This window comes from Streptomyces durmitorensis, from assembly GCF_023498005.1.
Lineage (GTDB): Bacteria > Actinomycetota > Actinomycetes > Streptomycetales > Streptomycetaceae > Streptomyces > Streptomyces durmitorensis.
In genome coordinates, this window is the sequence record NZ_CP097289.1 from 5022583 (window position 1) to 5047532 (window position 24950).

Here is a 24950-nt window from a genome sequence, read left to right on the forward strand (position 1 = left end):
GCCGACGGGGGTGAGTCTTGTCTCTCGCGCACGTCGGCGGGGCCCTCCCACGGCACCTGCGGGATCAACGGAGGCGGGCCTCCGCCATCCGCTGCTCGGCGATCCTGTCGGCCGCGGCGGCCGGCGGAATGCCGTCTTCCTTTGCACGAGCGAATATGGCAAGAGTGGTGTCGAAGATCTTCGACGCCTTCGCCTTGCACCGGTCGAAGTCGAAGCCGTGCAGCTCGTCGGCGACCTGGATCACGCCGCCGGCGTTCACCACGTAGTCGGGCGCGTAGAGGATCCCGCGGTCGGCGAGGTCCTTCTCCACACCGGGGTGCTCCAGCTGGTTGTTGGCCGCGCCGCAGACCACCTTCGCGGTGAGCACCGGCACGGAGTCGTCGTTCAGGGCGCCGCCCAGCGCGCAGGGGGCGTACACATCGAGGCCCTCGACCCGGATCAGCGCCTCGGTGTCGGCGACGGCGGTCACGGACGGGTGCTTGTGGATGATCCGGTTCACGGACTCCTCGCGCACATCGGTGATCACGACCTCGGCGCCGTCCTCCAGGAGGTGCTCCACGAGGTGGTGGCCGACCTTGCCGACGCCCGCGACGCCGACCTTGCGGCCGCGCAGCGTCGAGACGCCCCACAGGTGCATGGCCGAGGCACGCATGCCCTGGAAGACACCGAAGGCGGTGAGCACGGAGGAGTCGCCAGCGCCGCCGTTCTCGGGGGAGCGCCCGGTCGTCCAGCGGCACTCGCGCGCGACGACGTCCATGTCCGCGACATACGTGCCGACGTCGCACGCCGTCACGTAGCGGCCGCCGAGCGAGGCCACGAAGCGGCCGTAGGCGAGGAGCAGCTCCTCGCTCTTGATCTGCTCGGGGTCCCCGATGATCACGGCCTTGCCGCCGCCGTGGTCGAGACCGGCCATGGCGTTCTTGTACGACATCCCGCGCGCGAGGTTCAGCGCGTCGGCGACGGCGGCTTCCTCGCTCGCGTAGGGGTAGAAGCGCGTGCCGCCGAGGGCGGGGCCCAGGGCGGTGGAGTGGATGGCGATGACGGCCTTGAGGCCGCTGGCACGGTCCTGGCAGAGCACTACTTGCTCATGGCCCCCCTGGTCCGAGTGGAACAGGGTGTGCAGGACGCCGTTGTCTGCTTCGGTCACTGTGGTGACTCCCGGTCAAGTGGCGGCGGTTGGGCGGGCGCCCGTGCGGGTGGCGGGGCCCGTTGGGCATGAGACTAGAGCCTGGAAGAACCCGGTGGCCGCGCAGTGCCGAGGATCACCCTCTCCCGGCGCAGTCAGGGGTACGGCGGAGTTCGGCCATGGCACGCTTTGCAGTGTTTTCCAGCCGGTACGCGGGGGAGGGAGCAGCCGTGCCCAAGGTGTCTTCGTTGGTCGTCCCGTACGCGTCCTACTTGCGCGTCTATGAGCCACTCGCCGCTTTCCCCGAACCCGAGCGCGGCCACTGGGCGCGCTACGCGCGTCGCACCGACCGCCCCTCGTACCAGGACGAACTGAGGCGCTCCCTGGCCGACTTGCTGCCCACGCCGCCGGTGCCCGTGCCGGTGCACGAGAGCAGCGACGCGTTCGTGGTGGAGGCCGACGGAGTGGTGTGCGTCTGCCCCTGGCGCACCCGGCTGCGCGGCTGGCAGGCCCTGGGCGAGCTGCCGGGGCAGCTGCCGACGCCGGTCCTCGACGCGGTCCTGCCGCCGGTGGTGCGCCGCCAGACGGCCGCGGACTACGAACAGTGGCTCGTGCGGAACCCCGACGCGCGCCCGTGGATCCGTACGTCGACGTGGCAGGTGCCCCTGAACTGGTTCGTGCTCGTCTCGGACGAGGAGCGTCAGTTCGAGAAGGGGTACGAGGAGGGGCGTGAGGGCGACGAGGCGGCGGCCTGCGCGCCCGTCCTTCGCTACCGCACGCCGATGGTGCAGGCGCGGCGCCGGGTGGCCCGGGGTCTGCGGACGCTGCGGGACACGATCGACGAGGGGCCGCTCGTCGACGGGCTCACGGACGTGGGCCGGTGGCTGGAGGAGTTCCATCCGCGCTCGCTGGTCGAGCTCGACTACGGCGGGCTCGTGCATGCCCTGTCCGAGGAGCAGCTCGACGAGGACCACTCGGCGGCGGACGTGGCCGAAGGAATCGAGGCGCTGCGCAACGGCGACGGCGAGGGGGCCGGCGAGGCGTATGCGAGGCTCATGGAGCGATGGAGGGCGGTCCGGGACCGCCAGTTCTCGAACTGAGCGTCAGCCCGGCCGCGCGCGGGTCATCCCTACGTGTTGCCTACACGGGACGTAGGTCCCGATCCGGGCTTTTGTATCAAGCGTGACGGACCGCACTTACGGGGCCCTTGCGCCCATCGCCCCCCCTCGTGCCAAAATAGGACAAGGAGTCCGGGGAGGGCTCCTTCCGTCCATCTATGGGCGGAATACTCGACATTGCACGCTATGGGGGGTCTGTTGACTCCTGATCGCTCTGTGACTGATCGTCACTGTGGCGTGACTGTCCGCTATGGCATGGTCCATCGGCTTCCGTCGCTGATAGACACCTGGGAGGGCAATTCCATCGGTTTGGCCGACGTGGCTGGACGGATGGTGTAGTTGTAGTGCCGAGGACAAGCCGTTCGTCCTATAACCGACTCGACTCGCGTCCGCCATTTCGGGCAACGCGGGTCAAGGTGCAGAATTTAGAGGAATGAACCGAGAAGGTTCGGTTCTCCGAGGAGGCCGCTCATGACCGCTCGCACCCCTGATGCCGAGCCGCTGCTGACCCCGGCTGAGGTTGCCACGATGTTCCGCGTCGACCCCAAGACGGTGACGCGCTGGGCCAAGGCTGGCAAGCTCACGTCGATTCGCACGCTCGGCGGCCATCGCCGTTACCGCGAGGCTGAGGTCCGCGCACTGCTCGCGGGTATCCCGCAGCAGCGCAGCGAGGCCTGATTTACCGCATTACCGCAGTACCCGGACGAAGAGTACGACCGGTCCTGGGTCCCCCAACCCAGCCACAACGTCCGACTTTTAGCTACATGCGACGCGGGTCCCGCCCCAACGGGTCCCACGCCTGAGCCTCATGGGTGAGTCGTTTCGATCGCGCTGGACTCCGCCGGGTCCAGCGCGATCTTTTTTGTGCGCCCGGTAGCCCCTGGTGAGCGCCGCTGTGAGCGGGCTTGTTGGTCTCTGAGGGGTGCTGGGGCCGCGCTGTGGGGAGGCTGTGGCGCCACCCTTCCGTCGCCCTTGTTTGGCCCGGGCGGACGCTGTGCCGGGTGGTGCAATTGCACATATTAAATTGACCTGTTGTAAGGCGGGGGTAAGTTCAGGGGTTTCCAAAACAAGTTCGGTGACACCCGTCACACGCCGTGAACCTTGTTGCCTGCGATACCTCTGAGCTAGAGGAGATCCCGGAACACGCAGGGGAGTTGGCTCCGCGCGCCCGAGGCTCTACCCCTCACCCTCCCACCACCGGGGTGGGTCGCGGGTCGGCTTTGGTCACGCGTTCGGGGGACTTTCGTCCTCACCCGACTCGCAGCCGCTCTCACAGCCGCCCTGGGCGGCAGGGGCGGTCTCCAGGGCGAGACGCTCAAGGCGGTGGCAGATCGGGCAGTGCCGCGTCAGATGGCGATAGCTCGTCGCCGCGGAGAGGTGGGCGCGCAGCAGAGCGCGAGTCTCGTGCCGTGCGGACGCCGCCGAAGCCGTCATGCGCCACCTCCCGCTGGGGAGCGGTCCCGCCCCGTCCCCTGTTGTCTGGGTACCGGCGGAATGTGACGGAGTCAAGATGCGGGAACGACAACGGGCCGTATCCCCAAGGGGTACGGCCCGTTGCCGACGTACGCAAGAAGGGCCGCACTCGGTGATCGAGTCCGGCCTGTGTTGCTGCGCTGCGGTCCTGACGGGATTTGCTGTGTCTGATTGCGGCTGCGCCGCGGGCGCGGCCTTCACCTTGGCAGGGTGGCGAGAGCAGTTGGGGCGGGTGAGGCGGCGGTACGCAAGAAGGGCCGCACTCGTTTGCCGAGTGTGGCCCTTCCTTTACTGCGGTCCTGACGGGATTTGAACCCGCGGCCTCCACCTTGACAGGGTGGCGAGCACTCCAAACTGCTCCACAGGACCTTGCTTTGCGGCGCTTATTGCTGCGTTGCGCTGCGAGACAGGACTCTACAGCAGCCCACGGGCGCTGGTCGAACTCGCTCTGTGTGAGCGGGCCGTCACGGCGCCGCGGCGTCGATCGCCTTCACGATCCGCTTGTCCGAGACGGGGTACGCCGTGCCCAGCGCGTGCGCGAAGTAGCTGACGCGCAGCTCCTCCAGCATCCAGCGGATGTCCAGGACCTCCCGGGGGACGGGGCGGCCCTGCGGGAGCTGTTCCAGGAGCCAGGCGTACTCGTCCTGCATCTCGTGGACCTTCTCCATGCGCGAGGTGTCCCGCTGCACGTTCGTCGGCATCTGCTGGAGCCGGCGGTCGGCGGCCACCATGTAGCGCATCAGGTCCCCGAGGCGGCGGATCCCCGTGGCCGTGACGAAGCCGGGGCCGACGAGGGCGTCCAACTGCGTCCGTACGTCTGTGAGGTTGGCCAGGAGCGTCGGGCTCTTCGTCGACTTCAGGCGGCGCTCACAGGCCTGCCAGGCGGCGAGGACCTGCTGGACCTGGCTCACCGTGCGGACCGTCGTGTCGACGATCTCCGCGCGCACCTTCTCGTACAGCTTGCGGTACGACTCCTCGTCCCAGGCGGGACCGCCGAAGTCACCGATCAGCTTGTCCGCCGCCGCCATCGCGCAGTCGGCGAAGAGCGCCTGGATGGAGCCGTGCGGGTTCGCGGACAGGGCGATCTTCTGGGCGTTGGTCAGTTTGTCCGAGGCGAACTTGGCCGGATTCACCGGGATGTTGCGCAGGATCAGGCGACGCGTGCCCTTCCACATCGCCTGCTGCTGCTCGGCCTCGGTGTCGAAGAGGCGTACGGAGACGGTGTTCGCCGCGGAGCCGTCGTCCACGAGCGCCGGGTACGCCTTCACCGGCTGGCCCGCGCGGCGGGTCTCGAAGACGCGGCTGAGGGAGCCGAGCGACCAGTCCGTGAGGCCCGTCCGCTCGACCGCCGAGCCGCCCGTCCGCTCGGCCGTCGCCGCGGCCGCCTGCGAGAGGGCCTTGCGGGCCTTCGGGCGGAGCTGGAGCTTGAGCGCCTCCAGGTCCTTGTCCTCGGCGAGCTTCTTGCGCCGCTCGTCGGTGATCCGGAAGGTGATCTTCAGGTGGTCCGGTACGCGGGTGAGGTCGAAGTCGTCCGGCGAGACCGGGACGCCGACCATCCGCTGGAGCTCCCGCGCCAGCGTCACGTGCAGCGGCTCCTGGAGCGGGACCGCCCGGTCCAGGAACGCCGTCGCGTAGTTCGGCGCCGGGACGTAGTGCCGGCGGATCGGCTTGGGCAGGGAGCGGATCAGCTCGATCACGACCTCCTCGCGCAGGCCGGGGATCTGCCAGTCGAAGCCGTCCGCCGTGACCTGGTTCAGGACCTGGAGCGGGACGTGGACCGTGACGCCGTCCGCGTCCGCGCCCGGCTCGAACTGGTAGGTCACCTTGAACTTGAGCGGTCCCTGGCGCCACGTGTCGGGATAGTCGTCCTTCGACACGTCGCCCGCGCGCTCGTTGATGAGCATCGACCGCTCGAAGTCGAGCAGCTCCGGCTCCTCGCGCTGCTTCTTCTTCCACCAGGAGTCGAAGTGCGCGCCGGACACGACGTCCTCGGGCACCCGCTGGTCGTAGAAGTCGAAGAGCGTCTCGTCGTCGACGAGGATGTCGCGGCGCCTCGCGCGGTGCTCCAGCTCCTCCACCTCGGTCAGGAGGCGGCGGTTGGCGGCGAAGAACTTGTGGTGGGTGCGCCAGTCGCCCTCGACGAGGGCGTTGCGGATGAACAGGTCGCGGGAGACCTCGGGGTCGATGCGGCCGTAGTTCACCTTGCGGTCGGTGACGAGCGGGATGCCGTACAGCGTGACCTTCTCGACCGCCATCACCGCCGCCTGGTCCTTCTCCCAGTGCGGCTCGCTGTACGTGCGCTTCAGGAGGTGCTGGGCGAGCGGCTCGACCCACTCCGGCTCGATGCGCGCGTTGACCCGGGCCCACAGGCGGGAGGTCTCGACCAGCTCGGCGGACATGATGAAGCGCGGGGGCTTCTTGAAGAGCGCGGAGCCGGGGAAGACCGCGAACTTGGCGTTGCGGGCGCCCAGATACTCGCCACGGCCGCCGCGCTGCTTGGGGTCGCTGTCCTTGGACTCCTTCACGTCCTTCATCCCGATGTGGGAGAGGAGCCCGGCCAGGAGCGAGATGTGCACCTGCTGCTCGGGGGCGTCGTCCTCGTTCAGATGGATGCCCATCTGCTTGGCGACCGTACGCAGCTGCGTATAGATGTCCTGCCACTCGCGGATCCGCAGGAAGTTGAGGTACTCCGCCTTGCACATCCGGCGGAACGAGGACGAGCCGCGCTCCTTCTGCTGCTCGCGGACGTACCGCCACATGTTGAGGAAGGCCAGGAAGTCGGAGGTCTCGTCCTTGAAGCGCGCGTGCTGCTGGTCGGCCTGCGTCTGCTTCTCGGCGGGGCGCTCGCGCGGGTCCTGGATGGAGAGCGCGGCGGCGATCACCATGACCTCGCGTACGCAGCCGTTCTTGTCGGCCTCCAGGACCATGCGGGCCAGGCGCGGGTCCACCGGGAGCTGGGCCAGCTTGCGGCCCTCAGGGGTGAGGCGCTTCTTCGGGTCCTTCTGCGTCGGGTCCAACGCGCCCAGTTCCTGGAGGAGTTGGACGCCGTCGCGGATGTTGCGGTGGTCCGGCGGGTCGATGAAGGGGAACTTCTCGATGTCGCCGAGACCGGCCGCGGTCATCTGCAGGATGACGCTCGCCAGGTTCGTACGCAGGATCTCCGCGTCCGTGAACTCGGGGCGGGCGACGAAGTCGTCCTCCGAGTAGAGGCGGATGCAGATGCCGTCCGACGTACGCCCGCAGCGGCCCTTGCGCTGGTTGGCGCTGGCCTGGCTGATCGCCTCGATGGGCAGCCGCTGCACCTTCGTACGGTGGCTGTAGCGGGAGATGCGGGCCGTGCCCGGGTCGATGACGTACTTGATGCCCGGGACGGTCAGGGAGGTCTCGGCGACGTTCGTGGCGAGGACGATCCGGCGGCCCGTGTGCTGCTGGAAGACGCGGTGCTGCTCGGCGTGCGAGAGGCGGGCGTAGAGGGGGAGGACTTCCGTGAAGCGGTAGTTCTTCTTGTTCAGCGCGTCCGCCGTGTCCCGGATCTCGCGCTCTCCGGAGAGGAAGACGAGGATGTCGCCCTTGCCCTCGCCCTGGAGCTCCTCGACGGCGTCCGTGATCGCGGTGATCTGATCGCGGTCCGTGTCTTCGGAGTCGTCCTCCAGGAGCGGGCGATAACGCACCTCGACCGGATATGTACGGCCGCTGACCTCGACGATCGGCGCGTCACCGAAGTGCCGTGAGAACCGCTCCGGGTCGATGGTCGCCGAGGTGATGACGACCTTCAGGTCCGGGCGCCTGGGCAGCAGCTGGGCGAGGTACCCGAGCAGGAAGTCGATGTTGAGCGACCGCTCGTGGGCCTCGTCGATGATGATCGTGTCGTACGCGCGCAGCTCGCGGTCCGTCTGGATCTCGGCCAGCAGGATGCCGTCCGTCATCAGCTTCACGTACGTGTCGGCGCCCACCTGGTCCGTGAAGCGGACCTTCCAGCCGACGGCCTCGCCGAGCGGGGTGTTCAGCTCGTCGGCCACGCGCTCGGCGACCGTGCGGGCCGCGATGCGGCGGGGCTGCGTATGGCCGATCATGCCGCGCAGGCCGCGGCCGAGTTCCATGCAGATCTTGGGGATCTGCGTGGTCTTGCCGGATCCCGTCTCGCCCGCCACGATCACGACCTGGTGGTCGCGGATCGCCGCGGCGATGTCGTCCTTCTTCTGGCTGACCGGGAGCTCTTGCGGATACGTGATCTTGGGCAGACGGCTGCCCCGCTCGGCCATCCGCGCCGATGCCTTGTCGACCTCCGCCGCGATCTCGGCGATGACGGCGGCCCTGGCATCGGGCTTGCGGATCCGGCGCGCACCCTCGAGCCGGCGGCCGATCCGGTGCTCGTCGCGCAGCGACAGCTCGGACAGGCGCGGGGCGAGGGTGTCGAGGGTGAGGGCAGGCTGCGTAGACATACGGCGTCCAGGATCTCACCCGCCGCTCGAAGGTGGCGAACCGATTTATCTGGCGGGGCGCCCGGGGACGTACGATTCCGGGCATGTCGTCCCGTACGCGTCTGTCGTGGTGCCCCTTGCTGGGGGTGCTGCTCGTCGTGCTCGGGGCGTTCTGCGGGCCTGCGGTGGCCGCGGAGTCGACGCCCGCGAAGCCCAAGGTGTCGGTGCAGGCCGAGGTGCCTGCCGAAGCGTCCGCCGAGGTGTCCGCCGGGGTGTCTGCCGGGGTGCCAGGCTGCGGCAAGGGCGGTCAGCAGGACGCCGGTCAGGCTCCCGCCGCCCCGCCGCGCTCCAGTTCCGCCTACGAGCTGCTGCCCGCCCTGCATCAGGCCCACGCCGCGTCCGGTGCATGGGGCTTCGACCAGACGGTGCCGTCCCTGACGCCGGAGCGCGGGCCGCCGCCGCTCGCGCCGCCCTCGCCTGTCGATCTCTCCATCCTGCGCGTGTAGAGGCCCCCGTCCGGGGCCCCTTCAACGACGTACAGACGTGCAGGAACGAGAGAGAACTCCCTGATGCCCAAGAACAACAACAAAAAGAAGAACATCGCCATCGGAGCGGGCGTGGCCCTCGCCGCCCTGCTGCTCGGCGCCGCTTCCTACAGCGCGACCAAGCCCGACGAGCCCTCGTCGGTCACCGCGAAGGAGGAGTCCCCCGCGGACGTCTCCGCCGATCCGCAGGCCGGGGTCTACCCGGAGCTGGCCAAGCTCGCCCGGCGCGACGCCAAGGACCCGCTCGCCCAGGGGCGCGCCGACGCGCCGGTCGTACTCATCGAGTACGCCGACTTCAAGTGCGGCTACTGCGGCAAGTTCGCCCGCGACACCGAGCCGGACCTGGTGAAGAAATACGTCGAGGACGGCACCCTGCGCATCGAGTGGCGCAACTTCCCCATCTTCGGCGCGGACTCCGAGTCCGCCGCGCGCGGCGCGTGGGCCGCCGGGCAGCAGGGCCGCTTCTGGCAGTTCCACGCGGCGGCGTACGCCGACGGCTCCAAGGAGAAGGGCTTCGGGGGCGACCGCCTGAAGGAGCTCGCCAAGGAGGCCGGGGTCAAGGACGTCGGCCGCTTCTCGGACGACGCGGGCAGCGCCGAGGCCAAGGCGGCCGTGAAGAAGGACCAGGAGGAGGCGTACGGCCTGGGGGCCACGTCGACCCCGTCCTTCCTGGTCAACGGGCGGCCCATCTCCGGGGCGCAGCCTGACGAGGTCTTCGACCAGGCGATCGAGCAGGCGGCGAAGGCGGCGAAGCCGTCCGGGGCGGGGGACAAGTGACCGCCGATGTGGGGTACTTCGCGGCGTTCCTGGGCGGTCTGCTCGCCCTGGTGAGCCCGTGCAGCGCGCTGCTGCTGCCCGCCTTCTTCGCGTACTCGATCGACTCGACCTCGCGGCTGCTCGCCCGTACCGGCATCTTCTACGCCGGTCTCGCGACGACCCTCGTGCCGCTGGGCGCGGCGGGTTCGGTGGCGGGGCGGTTCTTCTTCGGGCACCGGGACCAGCTGGTGCTCGTCGCCGGGTGGCTGATCATCGCGCTCGGTGTCCTCCAGGTCGTGGGGATGGGGTTCGCCTCGCGGAAGATGGCCGAGCTTTCGGGCCGCATCCGGCCGACCACGGCGGTGTCCGTGTACGCCCTTGGCGCCGTGTACGGGCTCGCGGGCTTCTGCGCGGGGCCGATCCTGGGGAGTGTCCTGACGGTGGCGGCGGTGAGCGGGAGCCCCGTCTACGGAGGGCTGCTGCTGGCCGTCTACGCGCTGGGGATGGCGGTGCCGCTGTTCGTCCTCGCGCTGCTCTGGGAGCGCTTCGACCTCGGGCGGCGTCGCTGGCTGCGGGGGCGTTCCTTCCGGGTCGGCCGCGTCGAACTGCACACGACCTCGCTCCTGTCGGGCCTCTTCTTCGTGGCCCTCGGTGCGCTCTTCCTCGCGTACGACGGGACCACGGCGCTGCCGGGTCTGCTCGACGTGGACGACTCGTTCGCCGTGGAGCGGTGGGCCGGGGACGTGGGCCGTGCCGTGCCGGACTCGGTGCTGCTGGTGGGTGTGGTGGCGCTGGTGGGCGCGGGGTTCGGGGTGCGGGCGTGGCGGAGGCGGGGGAGTGGGCCGGTGGAGGCCGAGCAGAGGTAAGTCCCTTATGGGTGGTTTAGCGTATTCGTATGCCTGACCAGCGTGAGCATGAGGAGCACCAGCACGGCGCCCACGGGGAGCACCAGCACGGCGCCCACGGGAGGACTCCGACCCGGGGTGAGCGGTGGACGTCCTTCAAGGAGTCGCCCTTCCTGCCGGCGACCGTGCTGGTGTTCATCCTGGCCGCGGCCGCGGGGCTCTTCGCGGGCTCGTACACGTACTCCATGGCGAACCCGACCCCGCACCGCATCCCCACGGCGGTGGTCGCCGCGCAGGACGCTCCGCGGGGCAAGGAGTTCCTCGCCGGCATGGAGAAGGCGCTGAACGCCTCGCTGGAGTTGCACGAGTACGACAGCGTGGCCGCGGCGCGGGTCGGGGTGGAGGAGCAGAAGGTCTTCGCGGTCCTCGCTCAGGCTCCGGGCGACCGGGTCCTGTTCGAGGTCTCGGGGGCTTCGGGGGCGTCGGTCGCCCAGGTCCTTGCCGAGACCGCGCCGAAGGTGGGGAAGCAGGTGGGGGTCCCTGTGACGGTGAAGGACATCAAACCGCTCCAGGAGGGGGACCCGCGGGGGCTCGCGATCTTCTACATCTCGCTGGCGGCGGTGATCATCGGCTTCGTCGGGGCGATCCAGCTGAGCGTGCACGCGCGGGGTCTGAACCCGGCGGAGCGGATCGCCTTCACGGTCCTTTACGCGCTGCTCGGCGGGTTCGTGATCGCGGCGGTGGTGGACTGGTGGCTGGGGGCGGTGGATCTGCCGTTCGTCGAGTCGTGGCTGATCCTGGCGCTGACGATGTTCGCGTCGGGGATGGTCTTCACGATGTTCAACACGATGTTCGGGCGCTGGGCGATGATCCCCACGTGGGGCCTGATGGTGCTGCTCGGCAACCCGTCGTCGGGCGGGGCGGTTTCGTGGCCGCTGCTTCCGTCGGTGCTCGGCCACATCGGGCGCTGGCTGCCTCCGGGGGCGTCGGTGAACGCGCAGCACACGGCGGTGTACTTCGGCAGCCACCAGCACGCTTTCCCTTTCCTGGTGCTCGCGGGGTGGGCGGTGCTGGCCAGCACGGTGTTCTGGGTGTGGCGCCACCGGCACCCGGGCGGCCGGGAGAAGGCTGCGGTCCATGCGGCTGCGCCTGGGGCGGCCTGAGCGGGGTTTGTGCGGCGCTGGTCTGGTGTGGGGCGGGGCCGTGCGGGTATGTCGGTCCCCGCCATCGTCCGGTGGCCGCGGACCGGGGGTGCGGGGGTGCGGGGGTGCGGGGTTGGTCCGTCTGGAGGGCGGGGCCGCGCCGGTATGTCCGTCCTCGCTATCGTCCGGTGGCCGCCGGGCCACTTCGGCTCCGGAGCGCCGGGAACCGTGCTCCGGGCGGACATACCGGCCCGTCCCCTCACGAGCGCTCCCGACTGCGGGTACGTGAGGGCCGACCCTCCCTGGCCGGGGCGCGTCCCTGACGGCACTCCCCCACCCACCCCTTGTGGCTGCGTGGCAATCGGGCGGGTGGGCGGGAAAGGCCTGTTCGTCCAGGGTCGGATGCGGGGTGATCGGGCGGGTGGGAGGGAAGGCGTTTCGGCCAGGTCACGCTGCGGGCGGATGCCGGGAACGGCGAAGGCCCCGTCCACTGGACGGGGCCTTCGAAGTGGTGGCTGGGGCCGGGATCGAACCGGCGACCTATCGCTTTTCAGGCGATCGCTCGTACCAACTGAGCTACCCAGCCACGCGATTCAAGGAATCGCAAGCGGTCCTGACGGGATTTGAACCCGCGGCCTCCACCTTGACAGGGTGGCGAGCACTCCAAACTGCTCCACAGGACCAAGCGTTGTGCGAGCACTAGTCTCGCACAAGGTGTTGCGTGCCCCCAACGGGATTCGAACCCGTGCTACCGCCTTGAAAGGGCGGCGTCCTGGGCCACTAGACGATGAGGGCTAAGGGCCCACCTGGGCGCTTTGCAGCGCGTCGGGGACGTGAGAAGCATATGGGATGCGGGGAGCTATCGCCAAAACGGTTATCGGGGGGCCGGGGAGCCGCTGCCCGGTGAGCGGCCCGCAGGGGGTGGCGACGGTGTCGCACCGGGCTGGTTCTCCTTGGGCAAGTGGCGGCTGACCTCCGCCTTCGTCAGGCCGAGGCCGCCCAGTTTGATCTCGTCCCAGGCCTGGAGGCGCCGGGTCTCCCGGTCCAGGTAGAGGACCGACGTCTCGACCGGGTCCGGGTACTTGCCCTCCACGGCACGCAGCCCGCTGCCTCCCGTCGAGCCCTCGATGCGCAGGCGCGTCCCGTCCTCCATGACCTCCATCTCCTGACGGTGCACATGCCCCGCCAGGACGAGCGGCACCTCGCCGTCCGTCTCGCGCGCGGCGTCAGGGTTGTGCGCGACCGCGATGTCGACGGGAGTGCCGGCCGCCCGCTGGTCGCGGAGGGCGGAGGCGAGGCCGATGCCCGCCATCTCCTCGACGGGCTTGCCCTCCGCCCGCACGGAGCGGTCCGGGGTGTACTGCGGGTCGCCCGTCCCGGCGAAGCGGAGGCCCGCCACCGAAGCGGCCCCGCCCTCGTCCAGGACGTGGACGTTCTTCATGCGTTGCAGATAGCGCTGGGTCGTCAGGGAGTCGTGGTTGCCCCTGACCCACACGTACGGGGCTCCCAGGTCCTCGATCGGGTCGAGGAAGGCGTTCTCGGTGGCGCTTCCATGGTCCATCGTGTCGCCGGAATCGACGATGACGTTGATGTCGTACTGCTCGACCAGCGAGGCGATGATCTTCCAGCTCGCCGGGTTGAGGTGGATGTCCGAGACGTGCAGGAGCCTGATCGTGGACGGGTCCGGCTGGTACGCGGGGAGCGTCGACGTCACGTCGTACAGCTTCGTCACGTTGGTGACCAGGCGCGCCAACTCCTGTTGGTACACGTCGAATTCGCTGACGATGCTGCGGGCGTTGCCGACGACCGAGGGCGCGCTGCTGAGCAGGCCCGAGAACTTCGGCTCCAGGACCGACTTCGGGTTCCACGTCGCGTACGCCGCCGCGCCCGACGCGGCGAGGAGCGCGAGGGCGAGGCCGCCCGCCGCCAGGGCCCTGCGCGGGCGGCGGTAGACCGCGAGGCCCAGGGCCGTGGCGCCCGCGACGACGGCTGCGCAGGAGCGTACGGCCAGGTCGAGCGTGCCGTGCCCGACGTCCTGCGTCACCTCGTCCTGGAGGCCCGCGATCCGCTCGGGGTGGTCGACCAGGGCCTGGGAGCGGACCGGGTCCAGGCGGTCCACGTCCACGTCCAGGCGGATGGGGGCGACGTGCGAGCGCAGTTCGAGGGCCCCGAGCGGGGAGACGTCGATCTTCGTGCCGCCCGTCAGCGAGGGGCGCAGCGTCATGCGCGTGTCCATCGGGCCCACCGGCGCGTGCACGCTGCCGACGATCAGCAGGCCGAGCCAGGCGCCGAGCACGACGACCGCCATCAGGCCCGCGGCGCGGCCGTACGGATGGGGTGGGCTGATGAGCTCGCTCACCGGGTGCGGGTGGCGGGCGCGGTAGTGGCGTACGAGGGCGGCGGGCGCACGGAAGTCGCGGGCCATTGGTCCGGTATGCCCATGGGGAGGGGCGGCTATGCGGGGCGGTGGCTGACAATGGGGGTGTGCTGGAGATGACGCGGGAAGAGTTCGAGGAACTGGTCGCCGAGGCGCTTGACCGGATTCCGCCCGAGTTGACGCGGTTGATGGACAACGTGGCGGTGTTCGTGGAGGACGAACCACCGGCCGAGGATCCCGAGCTGCTCGGGCTCTACGAAGGGACTCCGCTGACGGACCGGGGCGAGTGGTACGCGGGAGTGCTGCCCGACCGGATCACCATCTACCGGGGTCCGACCCTGCGCATGTGCGAGTCGCGCGAGGACGTGGTCGCCGAGACCGAGATCACAGTGGTGCACGAGGTCGCACATCACTTCGGGATCGACGACGAGCGCCTGCACGCCCTGGGATACGGCTGACGGCCGGCGGCGGACGGCGGCTGTCGGCGCTCACGGTCCGTGTCCTCTTGCGGGGCAAGGGAGTTGGGTAGGACGTCCCCGCTTCTCAGCGCCTCGGAGGTGCTCGGCCGTGCGCCAGTTGTACGTTCCTGCTCGGTGGGCCGCGGCGGCAGTGGCCGTCATGGCGACCGCGGGCTGCATGAGCATCGGTGACGACGGGGGCGGCGAGCCCGGCCCCGCGCGGTCCGCGGGCGAGCGCAGCGCGGCCGCGGCCCCGGACGGTGGCAGCGTCACGCCCGGCGCCGGCTCGGCCGGTAAATCGGGTGCCGACCGCGGTGACGCGAAGGGCAAGAAGGGCAAGAAAGGCAAGAAGGGCGGGGGCAAGGAGCGGTCGGGCGCCCACGGGGAGTCCGGTTCCGATGCCGCGCAGGCCTCCGCCTCCGCGACCGGGGGCGGCGGCGACCCCGCCCCGCCGACCAAGGGCGGACGGCCCGCGCCCACGCGTACCAAGCCGGACCCGCCGCGCCCCACGCCGACGCCCGAGCCCCCGAAGCCGACCCCGACGCCCACTCCTGAGCCCACTCCGGAGCCCTCCTCGTCGGCGCACGAGCCCCCGAAGCAGGATGCGCAGCTGGGGGAGCGGTCGGAGGGGCTCAGGTCGCGGGAGCCTTCGCCGGAGGCTGGGCCCGCTTAGGCCGGGTCCGCTTGGGCCGGGAACCGCGTGGGGCGGGGTGCTTGGAGCGGTTCGCGGCGGGTTACGTCGGGTTCCGGCCCTGTCCGAAACCCGCTTCCTCGCAGGTGAGGCGGGCTGTGGGGGGTGGAATCCAAGGTGCCCCGGAGGGTGCGGTTTGCCTTCTGGGGGGTTGGGTGCGTATGGTGGTAGATCGTTTGATCCCATTTGCCCGGCGCCGAAAAAGAAGAGCGCCGCGTGGCGCGTACTCTCCCTTGCCGTGGCTGACCGCATCGAGGCGGTCCATTGCGAAATCACGGAGTTGACGGGCGCGTGCCGAGACTCCGGAAGGTTTCGCATTTCGCATGTCCATTTCTCATTCTGACCACGCCGTCCTGCCCGAGAACGAGACGACCGACGAGCTGACGGTCGAGGCCGTCGTCGAGGCCGTCGTCGAGACCGCAGAAGCCGTCGAGACCGTCCAGGCCGCCGACGTCGTGGAGGCCGCCGAGCAGGTCGTCGCCGAGGCCGATGAGCCCGCGACCGACGCTGCCGCGAAGGCCGACGAAGAGGCCGAGACCGGCCCCACCTTCGGTGACCTCGGGCTGCCCGAGGGCATCGTCCGCAAGCTCGCCCAGAACGGCGTGACCGCCCCCTTCCCGATCCAGGCCGCGACCATCCCGGACGCCCTGGCCGGCAAGGACATCCTCGGCCGTGGCCGCACCGGCTCCGGCAAGACCCTCTCCTTCGGTCTTCCGCTGCTCGCGACGCTGGCCGGCGGCCGCACCGAGAAGAAGAAGCCCCGCGGCGTCATCCTGACCCCGACCCGTGAGCTCGCGATGCAGGTCGCGGACGCGCTTCAGCCGTACGGCGACGTGCTCGGCCTGAAGATGAAGGTCGTCTGCGGCGGTACGTCCATGGGCAACCAGATCTACGCGCTCGAGCGTGGCGTCGACGTCCTCGTCGCCACCCCGGGCCGTCTGCGCGACATCATCAGCCGTGGCGCCTGCTCGCTCGAGGACACCCAGATCGCGGTCCTCGACGAGGCCGACCAGATGTCCGACCTGGGCTTCCTGCCCGAGGTCACCGAGCTGCTCGACCAGGTCCCCTCCGGCGGCCAGCGGATGCTCTTCTCGGCCACGATGGAGAACGAGATCTCCACCCTGGTCAAGCGCTACCTGACCAACCCGGTCACGCACGAGGTCGACAGCGCCCAGGGCAACGTCACGACCATGACCCACCACATCCTCATCGTGAAGCCCCGCGACAAGGCGCCCGTCACGGCCGCCATCGCCGCGCGCAAGGGCCGCACGATCATCTTCGTCCGCACCCAGCTGGGCGCCGACCGTATCGCCGAGCAGCTCTGCGAGTCCGGCGTGAAGGCCGACGCGCTGCACGGCGGCATGACGCAGGGCGCTCGTACGCGCGTCCTGGAGGACTTCAAGAAGGGCTACGTCAACGCGCTCGTCGCGACCGACGTCGCCGCCCGCGGCATCCACGTCGACGGCATCGACCTGGTCCTGAACGTGGACCCGGCCGGTGACCACAAGGACTACCTGCACCGCTCCGGGCGTACCGCTCGCGCGGGCCGCTCCGGCACGGTCGTCTCGCTGTCCCTGCCGCACCAGCGCCGCCAGATCTTCCGCCTCATGGAGGACGCGGGCGTCGACGCCTCGCGTCACATCATCAACGGCGGCGGCACCTTCGAGCCGGAGGTCGCCGAGATCACCGGCGCCCGTTCGATGACCGAGGTGCAGGCCGACTCCGCGGGCAACGCCGCGACCCAGGCCGAGCGTGAGGTCAAGGACCTCACCAAGGAGCTGGAGCGCGCCACCCGCCGCGCGACGGAGCTGCGCGAGGAGGCCTCGCGCCTCACCGCGCGTGCCGCCCGCGAGCGTGGCGACGACCCGGAGACCGCGGTGGCCGAGGCCGCCGCCGCTGCCGAGGCCGCCGTCGAGGCAGCTGCCTCCGTCCCCGAGCAGCCGGCCGCTCCGGCCGCCCGCGAGGAGCGCCGCCCGCAGCGCGACGACCGCGGCAACTACGAGCGTGAGCGCCGCGACGACCGTGGTGGCCGTTCCTTCGAGCGTCGTGACGACCGCGGTGGCTCCGGCTTCCGTGGCGGCGACCGCCGTGAGGGTGGCGGTGGCTTCAACCGTGACCGCAACGACCGCGGTGGCTCCTCCGGCTTCCGTCGTGACGACAACCGTGGCGGTGGCTCCGGCTTCCGCGGTGGCGACCGTCGCGAGGGTGGCGGTGGCTTCAACCGTGACCGCAACGACCGTGGCGGCTCCGCCGGCTTCCGTCGTGACGACCGTCCCTCGGGCGGCGACCGTGGCGGCTTCCGCCGTGACGACAACCGTGGCGGTGGCTCCGGCTTCCGTCGTGACGACCGTCCCTCCGGCGGCGACCGTGGCGGCTTCCGTGGCGGCGACCGCCGTGACGACAACCGCGGTGGCTCGAGCTTCCGTCGCGACGACCGCCCGACGGGCGGCCACCGTGGCAGCGACCGCCCGTTCAACCGTGACCGCCGCGACGACCGCCCCTCCGGCGGCGCCCGCTCCGGTGGCCACGACCGCCCGGCGTTCAACCGCGACCGCTCCGGCACCGGCACCGGTTCCTTCGGCCGCCGTGACGACAAGCCGCGCTGGAAGCGCAACGGCTGAGGCCTGAGCGACTGAACCACGGCAGCGGGCCCGTCCCTTCGGGGGCGGGCCCGCTGCCGTATGCCAAACGTGACGTGTGTCATGTCCCTGCCGTGGGCAACGCTCGTGCATGAAACCACCACCTGGACCATCACCCGAACCACCACCCGTACCACCACCCGTACCCACGGCCGGCTCGGACGAGGAACGCCTGGCCCAGCTCGGCTACACCCAGGTCCTGGCCCGCCGCATGTCCGCGTTCTCCAACTACGCGGTCTCGTTCACGATCATCTCGGTCCTGTCCGGCTGCCTCACGATGTACCTGTTCGGCATGAACACCGGCGGGCCCGCCCTGATCACCTGGGGATGGGTCGGGGTCGGCCTGATGACGCTGTTCGTGGGCCTGGCCATGGCGGAGATCTGCTCCGCCTACCCGACGTCCGCCGGGCTCTACTTCTGGGCGCACCGGCTCGCGCCCCCGCGCACGGCCGCGGCCTGGGCGTGGTTCACGGGCTGGTTCAACGTGCTCGGCCAGGTCGCCGTCACCGCGGGCATCGACTTCGGGGCCGCGTCCTTCCTGGGCGCGTATCTGAACCTGCAGTTCGACTTCCAGGTCACCGAGGAGCGCACGATCCTGCTCTTCGCCGCGATCCTCGTACTGCACGGCCTGCTCAACACGTTCGGCGTGCGCATCGTCGGCCTGCTCAACAGCGTGAGCGTCTGGTGGCACGTCTTCGGGGGCGCCGTCATCGTCGGCGCGCTTGCCTTCTCCCCGGACTCGCACCAGTCGGCGTCCTTCGTCTTCACCGAGTTCGTCAACAACACGGGCTGGGGCAGCGGGCTCTACGTGGCGCTGATCGGGCTGCTGATGGCCCAGTACACCTTCACCGGGTACGACGCGTCCGCGCACATGACTGAGGAGACGCACGACGCCTCGACCGCCGGGCCCAAGGGCATCGTCCGCTCCATCTGGACGTCCTGGATAGCGGGCTTCGTCCTGCTCCTCGGCTTCACCTTCGCCATCCAGTCGTACGACGGCGCCCGCGAGTCGGCGACGGGAGCGCCGCCCGCCCAGATCCTCCTGGACGCGCTCGGCGCGACCACGGGCAAGCTGCTCCTGCTCGTCGTCATCGGCGCACAGCTCTTCTGCGGCATGGCGTCCGTGACCGCCAACTCCCGGATGATCTACGCCTTCTCGCGGGACGGAGCGCTGCCGTTCTCGCACATCTGGCACTCGGTCAACCCGCGTACGCGCACGCCCGTCGCCGCGGTGTGGCTCGCGGCCCTCGGCGCGCTCGTGCTCGGCCTGCCGTACCTGATCAACGTCACGGCGTACGCGGCGGTGACGTCGATCGCCGTCATCGGGCTCTACATCGCCTACGTCATCCCGACCCTGCTCCGGCTGCGCAAGGGCGAGGAATTCGAGCGCGGGCCCTGGCACTTGGGCCGCTGGTCGCGTCCGATCGGCATCGTGGCGGTGGCCTGGGTGGGCGTGATCACGGTCCTGTTCATGCTGCCGCAGGTCTCACCGGTCACCTGGGAGACCTTCAACTACGCCCCGCTCGCGGTCCTCGCCGTCCTCGGCTTCGCCACGACCTGGTGGCTGGCATCGGCCAGGCACTGGTTCCTCAACCCGGACCACGAGCGCACGGCGGCCCGCGAGGCGGCCCGCAAAGGGGCGCCGGAACCCTCCGATCCCTGACCGCTGCGACGGCGGTCCGGGCCCGCACGCGGCCCGTCGCGGAACGCGCGACGGGCCAAGGAGGCGATACCCGATCGGACGCGTTGCCCTGTCCGGCTATGCTCGGGGGGTGCATCCGCACGGACCGTTAGCTCAATTGGCAGAGCAGTGGACTTTTAATCCATTGGTTGTGGGTTCGAGTCCCACACGGTCTACCACTCAGGCCCAGGTCAGGAACGTTCTGACCTGGGCCTGTGGCGTCGGTCGCCCGAACGGACCCTCCTCGCCTGCGCCCCCGCGGCCCACGGGCGACGCTGGGCCTGCCAGGTGGCCGATCCGGAGGTACAGCATGGGTTCCGTACGACGGGCTCTCGTGATGGTGCTCGTGCCGTTGCTGGTCGGCGTCTGCGCTGCCTGTGGCGGTTCCGGGAGCGGCACCGACAAGGCCACCGAGCGTGCGCGCCCCGCCGAGCTGGCCTTCGAGCACCCCGGAGTGCTCGTCAGCAAGGCACAGCTGGACCGCGTGCGCGCCCACGTCGCCGCGCGCGAACAGCCCTGGCTGAAGGCGTTCGAGCAGATGCGGGACAGCAAGTACGGCGCGGCCGACTACCGGGCCAAGCCGTACGCCGTCGTCGAGTGCCCGCCCGACACCCGCCCCGGACAGGGCTGCGTCGAGGAGCGCGAGGACGCCATCGCCGCGTACACGCAGGCACTGCTCTGGAACATCACTGGCGACCGCGCGCACGCCAAGAAGGCCGTGCAGATCATGGACGCCTGGTCGCGGGTGATCACCGGGCACACGGAGGCCAACGCGGGCCTCCAGACGGCCTGGGCCGCCTCCTCGTGGGCCCGCGCGGCCGAGGCAGTGCGCTACACCTACGACGGCTGGACCGACGGCGAACTCCTGCGCTTCGAGCGGATGCTGCGCAACGCCTATCTGCCCCAAGTGCGCGACGGCGCGGCCGACTTCAACGGCAACTGGGACCTCCTGATGGCCGACGCGACCATCAGCATGGCGGTCTTCCTCGACGACCACGAGTCCTTCGAGAAGGCGGTGACGCACTTCAGGACCCGGGTGCCCGCCTACTTCTATCTGAAGTCGGACGGCCCGCTGCCGGTCTCTCCCGCGGGCAGCGACATCAACACCCCGGCGAAGCTCCAGAAGTACTGGTTCGGGCAGAAGACCTTCGCCGACGGGCTCTCCCAGGAGACCTGCCGGAACTTCAAGCACGCCAGCTACTCCCTCGCGGCCACCGCGCACATCGCGGAGACCGCCTGGCATCAGGGCGTCGACCTGTACGGCGAGGTCAAGGATCGGCTGCGGGCCGCGCTTGAGTTCCACTCCAAGTACCAGCTGGGCGCGAAGGCGCCGGAGTGGCTGTGCGGCGGCAAGGTGCAGCGCGACATGGGGCCCGACACCGAGGTCGGCCTCAATCACCTGCGGGACCGGCTGAAGCTGGAGCTTCCGCAGACGGAGAGGTTCACGCGCGAGCAGCGGCCCGAGGGGACGGACGATCTGTTCGTGGCCTGGGAGACGCTGACGCATGCCGAGAACGCGTGAGCGGCGGGCCCCGTTCGCCGGTGGTTCCCGGCTCCTTCCCGCCCGCTTTCCGGCTGCTTCTCAACCGGTTCGCTTTCACTCCCCCTGATGGCGTAGAGTTGCATTCAACGGCGCGGGGTGGAGCAGCTCGGTAGCTCGCTGGGCTCATAACCCAGAGGTCGCAGGTTCAAATCCTGTCCCCGCTACTAAAGACCGAAGGCCCGGATCCAGAAATGGATCCGGGCCTTCGGTGTTTTCCCCGTTGTTCCCCGTTGTTCCCCGTTGTTCCCCGTTGTTTCCCGTCGCTCTCTCGTCACTCTGTCGGCCCACAGCGGTCGCCCCGCGCCGCCGCTTTGGGAACCCTGGTTGAGCGTGGTCATGGATCTGGTCCTGGCCGCGGGATTCGGCAGGAGAAGACCGGTGGGGCTGCGAGGAGGAAGCGGCGGGGGCGAGGCTCCCGATGTCCGGCCTGATGTCCGGCATGAGCGGGCGCTCGTGCGGGCCCTTCCGCTGCTGCTCATCGTCGCCGGGGTCGTCTACGACATCTCCACCCCGCCCGCGTTCACCGCCGCGCCCCTCTTCACCGCCGCCCCGCTCATCGCGGCCCCCTTCTACTCGCTGCTCAGCACCACCCTCATCGGCGCCGGCTCCTGCGCGGCCGTGCTCGCCCTGCACTTCAAGACCAGCACCACCACCGACGTCGAAGCCGTCACGGAACTGATCACGGTGGCGACCGTCGCCGTGCTCGCCGTCCTCATCAACCGCGTCCAGCGCCGCAGCGACAAACGGCTCGCCTCCGCCCGCTCCATCGCCGAGGCCGCCCAGCGCGCCGTCCTTCCGCAGCCGGACCCCCGGATCGGCGGTCTCGACGTCGCGGCGCGGTACGAGGCCGCGGAGGCCGACGCCTTCATCGGGGGCGATCTGTACGCCGTGCAGGACACCCCGCACGGCGTGCGCGTCATCGTCGGTGACGTACGGGGCAAGGGGATGGGCGCGGTGGCGGCCGTCGCCGTCGTCATCGGGGCGTTCCGGGAGGCCGCCGAGCAGGAGGCCACGCTGGAGGCGGTGGCCCAGCGCCTTGAGCGTGCCCTGGCGCGCGAGGGCACGCGGCGCGACGGGCTCGACGCCTTCGAGGGGTTCACCACCGCCGTCCTGGCGGAGATCTCGCACGGCGACGGTCTGGTGCGCCTCATCAACCGAGGGCACCCGGGACCGCTGCTCCTGCGCGGCGACGGGCGGCTGTGCGTGCTGTCCGCGACCGAGCCCGCGCTGCCGCTGGGGATGGGCGACCTGGGCGCCTGGCCGGACCGTGCGGACGAGACGGAGTTCCCGCCGGGGGCGATGCTGCTCCTGTACACCGACGGGCTCTCCGAGGCGCGTGACAGCCGGGGCGAGTTCTACGACGCGGCCACCCGGCTCGGGGGCCGCATCTTCCCCGGACCCAACGGCCCGGACGCCCTGCTCGCCACGCTCACCGAGGAAGTGCGCAGGCACACCGGGGGCGGCACGACCGACGACATGGCGCTGCTCGCGGTGCGGCGGCCGTTGGCGACGGGCGCCGGGACCGAGGGCGGGACCGAAGGTGGGGCTGACGCGGAGATCGATGTCACCGGCCGTGACTGAAGAACACCACTCCGCATAACAACTGACGTACTGTCAAGGAAGTGTGAAGCTCCGGTGTGTGAAGAAGTGGCGTCAACTCGCCCCGTTCCGCACCCCCGTGTCCCGTTAAGTACGGGCCAAAGCCGTTAACGATCAGTCGGAACGGCTTGGAATACGACCCCGCTGTCTATTAACGTTCGATAACGCAGCGCGGTCGTCCCAGCCGTCACTCGAGTCGGCTCCGCGCGCACGCGCCTAATCCCGAAAGGGAGCCGGGGAACCACTAATTGGGGTGAATCGGGCATCTGTGCATCCGTGCCAGATGTTCGTAGGAGACCTTCCTGCTCCGAACCCGTCAGCTAACCCGGTAGGCGAGAAGGAAGGAAAGGAGTGCGCCCCAGTGGCGTCCAACCGCCCTGCCCCCCAAGGCGCGTACGTACCGAATGACGACGACTTCGTTGGGTACGAAGACAGTTCCTGGGAGGAATGGAATCCCACCGAGGAGTCCATTCGCCCCGTCCGCGGCAGGCACCGCGTCCACAAGCGGGGCGGTGGCGGGCTCGCCCGCAGCTCCACTGTTCTCGGCGTAGGCGTCATCGCCGCAGTCGGCGCGGGCGGCATCGCCACCGCGCAGGGCGGCAAGCCCCCGGTCTCCATCGAGATGCCGGACCTGTCGGCCGTCACGGACTCGCTGCCGGAGGCCAAGTCGCTTCCGGGCGTGGGGTCCTTGATATCCGACGACTCCTCCGACACCGCCGCCGCGGACGGCGGTGTGACGGTCGCCGCCGCGCCCCTGAGCGCCGCCGGAGTCAGCACCGCCGACGCCGAGCAGGGCACCACGGACGCCGGAGAGGCACTGCGGGCCCGCATCATGGAGCAGGCCGAGAACCAGCAGGACCAGGCGGACGACGCGGTCCAGAAGGCGGCCGAAGAAGCCGCCGTCAAGCAGGCCGCCGAACAGGCCGCCGCCGAGCAGACCGCGGCCGAGAAGAAGATCGCCGCCGAGAAGGCCGCCGCGAAGAAGAAGGCCGAGGCCGAGGCCAAGAAGAAGGCCGAGGCGGAGCGCCTGGCCAAGCTCGCGAAGAGCTACACCCTCCCCGTCGCCTCGTACACGCTCACCGGCACCTTCGGTCAGCCCGGCTCCATGTGGTCCTCCGGCTACCACACCGGCCTGGACTTCGCCGCTCCGACGGGCACGCCCATCAAGGCCATTCACTCCGGCACCATCAAGGAAGCCGGCTGGGCGGGGGCGTACGGCTACCGCACGATCCTCGAACTCGACGACGGCACCGAACTCTGGTTCTGCCACCAGTCCTCGATGAACGTCAGCGCGGGCCAGAAGGTCACCACCGGCGAGACCATCGGCCGCGTCGGCGCGACCGGCAACGTCACCGGCGCGCACCTCCACCTGGAGGTCCACCCGGGCGGCGACTCCACCGGGGTCGACCCGGCGGCGTGGCTGCGCGGCAAGGGCCAGTCCCTCTGAGGTAGCCCCAGAACCCCGGCGGTCCTGGCGACAACCCCCCGACGTCAGGGCTGCCGGTTCGGCATGCCCGCTTCAGCCCGTACCCGGGTCGCTGTACGGCATGCGGAATTCCGTGATCCGCAAGTGCGTTGAGTCCCGTATGACTTCTCTCCGCAAGCTTGGCTCGTCCGACCTCGAGGTCTTCCCGCTCGCCCTGGGCGGCAACGTCTTCGGCTGGACGGCCGACGAGGCGCAGTCCTTCACCGTGCTCGACGCCTACACCGCCGCCGGCGGCAACTTCATCGACACCGCCGACGTCTACTCGGCCTGGGTGCCCGGCAACAAGGGCGGGGAGTCCGAGACCGTCATCGGCGACTGGTTCGCCGCGCGCGGCAACCGCTCCGACGTCGTGCTCGCCACCAAGGTCGGCGCCCACCCCGATTACAAGGGCCTGTCCGCGAACACCATCAAGTCCGGTGCCGAGGAGTCGCTGCGCCGTCTGCGCACCGACTACATCGACCTCTACTACACGCACTACGACGACCCGTCCGTCCCGGTCGAGGAGATCATCGGCGCGCTCGACGAGCTGGTCACGTCCGGCAAGGTGCGCGCGATCGCCGCCTCGAACGTGAGCGCCGAGCGGCTCCAGGAGTTCCTCGACTTCTCCGACCGCGAGGGCCTCGCGCGCTACTCGGCGCTCCAGCCGCACTACAACCTCGTCTCGCGCGACACGTACGAGGGCACCCTTGAGCAGGTCGCCTCGCGCTCCGGCCTGGCCGCCGTCCCGTACTACGCGCTCGCCTCCGGCTTCCTGACCGGCAAGTACCGCCCGGGTGCGAAGGTCGACAGCGCGCGCGCCGAGGGCGCGGGCAAGCACCTGGAGACGGAGCGCGGCCTGCGCGTTCTCGCCGCCCTCGACCGGATCGCCCAGGAGCGCGAGGCCGAGATCGCGACCGTGGCCCTCGCGTGGCTCGCGGCGCAGCCGACGGTGGCGGCGCCGATCGCGTCCGCCCGTACGGTCGAGCAGCTGCCCGCGCTGCTGGCGGTGGGCGAGTTCGAGCTGACGTCCGCCGAGGTGTCGGCGCTGACCAAGGCTTCCGCCTAGAGGTC

General features: G+C 70.2%; 18 protein-coding genes, 6 tRNA genes and 1 riboswitch. Of the genes, 16 read left to right on the forward strand and 8 right to left on the reverse strand.

Going from position 1 to position 24950, the window contains the following annotated elements:
- Window positions 1-64: 64 nt before the first annotated feature.
- Complete coding sequence (locus M4V62_RS22555) at window positions 65-1147, reverse strand: Leu/Phe/Val dehydrogenase (protein ID WP_249589048.1); 1083 nt, start codon at window positions 1145-1147, stop codon at window positions 65-67.
- A 209-nt stretch (window positions 1148-1356) separates the two neighbouring features.
- Between M4V62_RS22555 and M4V62_RS22560 the strand changes: the two genes are divergently transcribed.
- On the forward strand, window positions 1357-2226 hold the full coding sequence (locus tag M4V62_RS22560) for a DUF8083 family protein (protein WP_249589049.1): 870 nt from the start codon (window positions 1357-1359) through the stop codon (window positions 2224-2226).
- A gap of 489 nt (window positions 2227-2715) precedes the next feature.
- Window positions 2716-2922 carry a developmental transcriptional regulator BldC gene (gene bldC / locus M4V62_RS22565; protein ID WP_003949541.1) on the forward strand — a complete coding sequence of 69 codons (207 nt, stop codon included), beginning with the start codon at window positions 2716-2718 and terminating at the stop codon, window positions 2920-2922.
- A gap of 546 nt (window positions 2923-3468) precedes the next feature.
- Here the strand turns inward: bldC and M4V62_RS22570 are convergent.
- From M4V62_RS22570 to hrpA, 3 genes are all read right to left on the reverse strand, one after another.
- On the reverse strand, window positions 3469-3678 hold the full coding sequence (locus M4V62_RS22570; RefSeq protein ID WP_249589050.1) for a DUF6274 family protein: 210 nt from the start codon (window positions 3676-3678) through the stop codon (window positions 3469-3471).
- A gap of 333 nt (window positions 3679-4011) precedes the next feature.
- Window positions 4012-4086, reverse strand: a tRNA-Asp gene (locus tag M4V62_RS22575).
- 95 nt (window positions 4087-4181) lie between these two features.
- A complete protein-coding gene (gene hrpA, locus M4V62_RS22580; protein ID WP_249589051.1) occupies window positions 4182-8159 on the reverse strand; it encodes an ATP-dependent RNA helicase HrpA in 3978 nt (1325 codons plus the stop codon).
- Between the two features lie 83 nt (window positions 8160-8242).
- Between hrpA and M4V62_RS22585 the strand changes: the two genes are divergently transcribed.
- From M4V62_RS22585 to M4V62_RS22600, 4 genes are all read left to right on the forward strand, one after another.
- On the forward strand, window positions 8243-8644 hold the full coding sequence (locus M4V62_RS22585; RefSeq protein ID WP_249589052.1) for a hypothetical protein: 402 nt from the start codon (window positions 8243-8245) through the stop codon (window positions 8642-8644).
- A 63-nt stretch (window positions 8645-8707) separates the two neighbouring features.
- Window positions 8708-9460 carry a DsbA family protein gene (locus M4V62_RS22590; RefSeq protein WP_249589053.1) on the forward strand — a complete coding sequence of 251 codons (753 nt, stop codon included), beginning with the start codon at window positions 8708-8710 and terminating at the stop codon, window positions 9458-9460.
- On the forward strand, window positions 9457-10305 hold the full coding sequence (locus tag M4V62_RS22595) for a cytochrome c biogenesis CcdA family protein (RefSeq protein WP_249589054.1): 849 nt from the start codon (window positions 9457-9459) through the stop codon (window positions 10303-10305). Before M4V62_RS22590 ends, M4V62_RS22595 begins: the two co-directional genes overlap by 4 nt.
- A 29-nt stretch (window positions 10306-10334) precedes the next feature.
- Window positions 10335-11447, forward strand: a complete 1113-nt coding sequence (locus M4V62_RS22600; protein WP_249589055.1) for an ABC transporter permease — start codon at window positions 10335-10337, stop codon at window positions 11445-11447.
- A 488-nt stretch (window positions 11448-11935) separates the two neighbouring features.
- Here the strand turns inward: M4V62_RS22600 and M4V62_RS22605 are convergent.
- The 4 genes from M4V62_RS22605 to M4V62_RS22620 form a co-directional block, all read right to left on the reverse strand.
- Window positions 11936-12012: transfer RNA gene (locus M4V62_RS22605), tRNA-Phe, on the reverse strand.
- A 22-nt stretch (window positions 12013-12034) separates the two neighbouring features.
- A tRNA-Asp gene (locus M4V62_RS22610) sits at window positions 12035-12109 on the reverse strand.
- 39 nt (window positions 12110-12148) lie between these two features.
- A tRNA-Glu gene (locus M4V62_RS22615) sits at window positions 12149-12221 on the reverse strand.
- A gap of 79 nt (window positions 12222-12300) precedes the next feature.
- Entirely contained in the window at window positions 12301-13851 is a 1551-nt protein-coding gene (locus tag M4V62_RS22620; protein ID WP_249589056.1) for a metallophosphoesterase family protein, read from the reverse strand.
- A 59-nt stretch (window positions 13852-13910) separates the two neighbouring features.
- Here M4V62_RS22620 and M4V62_RS22625 point away from each other — a divergent pair, with 59 nt between their 5' ends.
- From M4V62_RS22625 to M4V62_RS22670, 10 genes are all read left to right on the forward strand, one after another.
- On the forward strand, window positions 13911-14261 hold the full coding sequence (locus tag M4V62_RS22625) for a metallopeptidase family protein (protein ID WP_190082831.1): 351 nt from the start codon (window positions 13911-13913) through the stop codon (window positions 14259-14261).
- A 109-nt stretch (window positions 14262-14370) separates the two neighbouring features.
- Entirely contained in the window at window positions 14371-14934 is a 564-nt protein-coding gene (locus tag M4V62_RS22630) for a hypothetical protein (RefSeq protein WP_249589057.1), read from the forward strand.
- A gap of 341 nt (window positions 14935-15275) precedes the next feature.
- On the forward strand, window positions 15276-17573 hold the full coding sequence (locus tag M4V62_RS22635; protein WP_249589058.1) for a DEAD/DEAH box helicase: 2298 nt from the start codon (window positions 15276-15278) through the stop codon (window positions 17571-17573).
- A gap of 109 nt (window positions 17574-17682) precedes the next feature.
- A complete protein-coding gene (locus M4V62_RS22640) occupies window positions 17683-19254 on the forward strand; it encodes an amino acid permease (RefSeq protein ID WP_249589059.1) in 1572 nt (523 codons plus the stop codon).
- A gap of 121 nt (window positions 19255-19375) precedes the next feature.
- A tRNA-Lys gene (locus tag M4V62_RS22645) sits at window positions 19376-19451 on the forward strand.
- Between the two features lie 131 nt (window positions 19452-19582).
- Window positions 19583-20794 (forward strand): alginate lyase family protein, encoded by a 1212-nt coding sequence (locus M4V62_RS22650; RefSeq protein WP_249589060.1) that lies wholly within the window; start codon window positions 19583-19585, stop codon window positions 20792-20794.
- A 111-nt stretch (window positions 20795-20905) separates the two neighbouring features.
- Window positions 20906-20979: transfer RNA gene (locus M4V62_RS22655), tRNA-Met, on the forward strand.
- Window positions 20980-21151: 172 nt separating this feature from the next.
- Window positions 21152-22396, forward strand: coding sequence for a PP2C family protein-serine/threonine phosphatase (locus tag M4V62_RS22660; protein ID WP_425575092.1), 1245 nt, complete (start codon window positions 21152-21154; stop codon window positions 22394-22396).
- A 221-nt stretch (window positions 22397-22617) separates the two neighbouring features.
- Window positions 22618-22764: riboswitch (cyclic di-AMP (ydaO/yuaA leader) on the forward strand.
- Window positions 22765-22775: 11 nt separating this feature from the next.
- Window positions 22776-23861 carry a M23 family metallopeptidase gene (locus M4V62_RS22665; RefSeq protein ID WP_249589061.1) on the forward strand — a complete coding sequence of 362 codons (1086 nt, stop codon included), beginning with the start codon at window positions 22776-22778 and terminating at the stop codon, window positions 23859-23861.
- A 139-nt stretch (window positions 23862-24000) separates the two neighbouring features.
- A complete protein-coding gene (locus M4V62_RS22670; RefSeq protein ID WP_249589062.1) occupies window positions 24001-24945 on the forward strand; it encodes an aldo/keto reductase in 945 nt (314 codons plus the stop codon).
- The last annotated feature ends 5 nt before the right edge of the window (window positions 24946-24950 follow it).

Bases quoted from the DNA above. Each gene is read 5' to 3' on its own strand.
- bldC (WP_003949541.1), top strand. From the start codon at position 2,716: ATGACCGCTCGCACCCCTGATGCCGAGCCGCTGCTGACCCCGGCTGAG.
- M4V62_RS22570 (WP_249589050.1), bottom strand. From the start codon at position 3,678: ATGACGGCTTCGGCGGCGTCCGCACGGCACGAGACTCGCGCTCTGCTG.
- hrpA (WP_249589051.1), bottom strand. From the start codon at position 8,159: ATGTCTACGCAGCCTGCCCTCACCCTCGACACCCTCGCCCCGCGCCTG.
- M4V62_RS22585 (WP_249589052.1), top strand. From the start codon at position 8,243: ATGTCGTCCCGTACGCGTCTGTCGTGGTGCCCCTTGCTGGGGGTGCTG.
- M4V62_RS22590 (WP_249589053.1), top strand. From the start codon at position 8,708: ATGCCCAAGAACAACAACAAAAAGAAGAACATCGCCATCGGAGCGGGC.
- M4V62_RS22600 (WP_249589055.1), top strand. From the start codon at position 10,335: ATGCCTGACCAGCGTGAGCATGAGGAGCACCAGCACGGCGCCCACGGG.
- M4V62_RS22620 (WP_249589056.1), bottom strand. From the start codon at position 13,851: ATGGCCCGCGACTTCCGTGCGCCCGCCGCCCTCGTACGCCACTACCGC.
- M4V62_RS22635 (WP_249589058.1), top strand. From the start codon at position 15,276: ATGTCCATTTCTCATTCTGACCACGCCGTCCTGCCCGAGAACGAGACG.
- M4V62_RS22640 (WP_249589059.1), top strand. From the start codon at position 17,683: ATGAAACCACCACCTGGACCATCACCCGAACCACCACCCGTACCACCA.
- M4V62_RS22650 (WP_249589060.1), top strand. From the start codon at position 19,583: ATGGGTTCCGTACGACGGGCTCTCGTGATGGTGCTCGTGCCGTTGCTG.
- M4V62_RS22660 (WP_425575092.1), top strand. From the start codon at position 21,152: ATGGATCTGGTCCTGGCCGCGGGATTCGGCAGGAGAAGACCGGTGGGG.
- M4V62_RS22670 (WP_249589062.1), top strand. From the start codon at position 24,001: ATGACTTCTCTCCGCAAGCTTGGCTCGTCCGACCTCGAGGTCTTCCCG.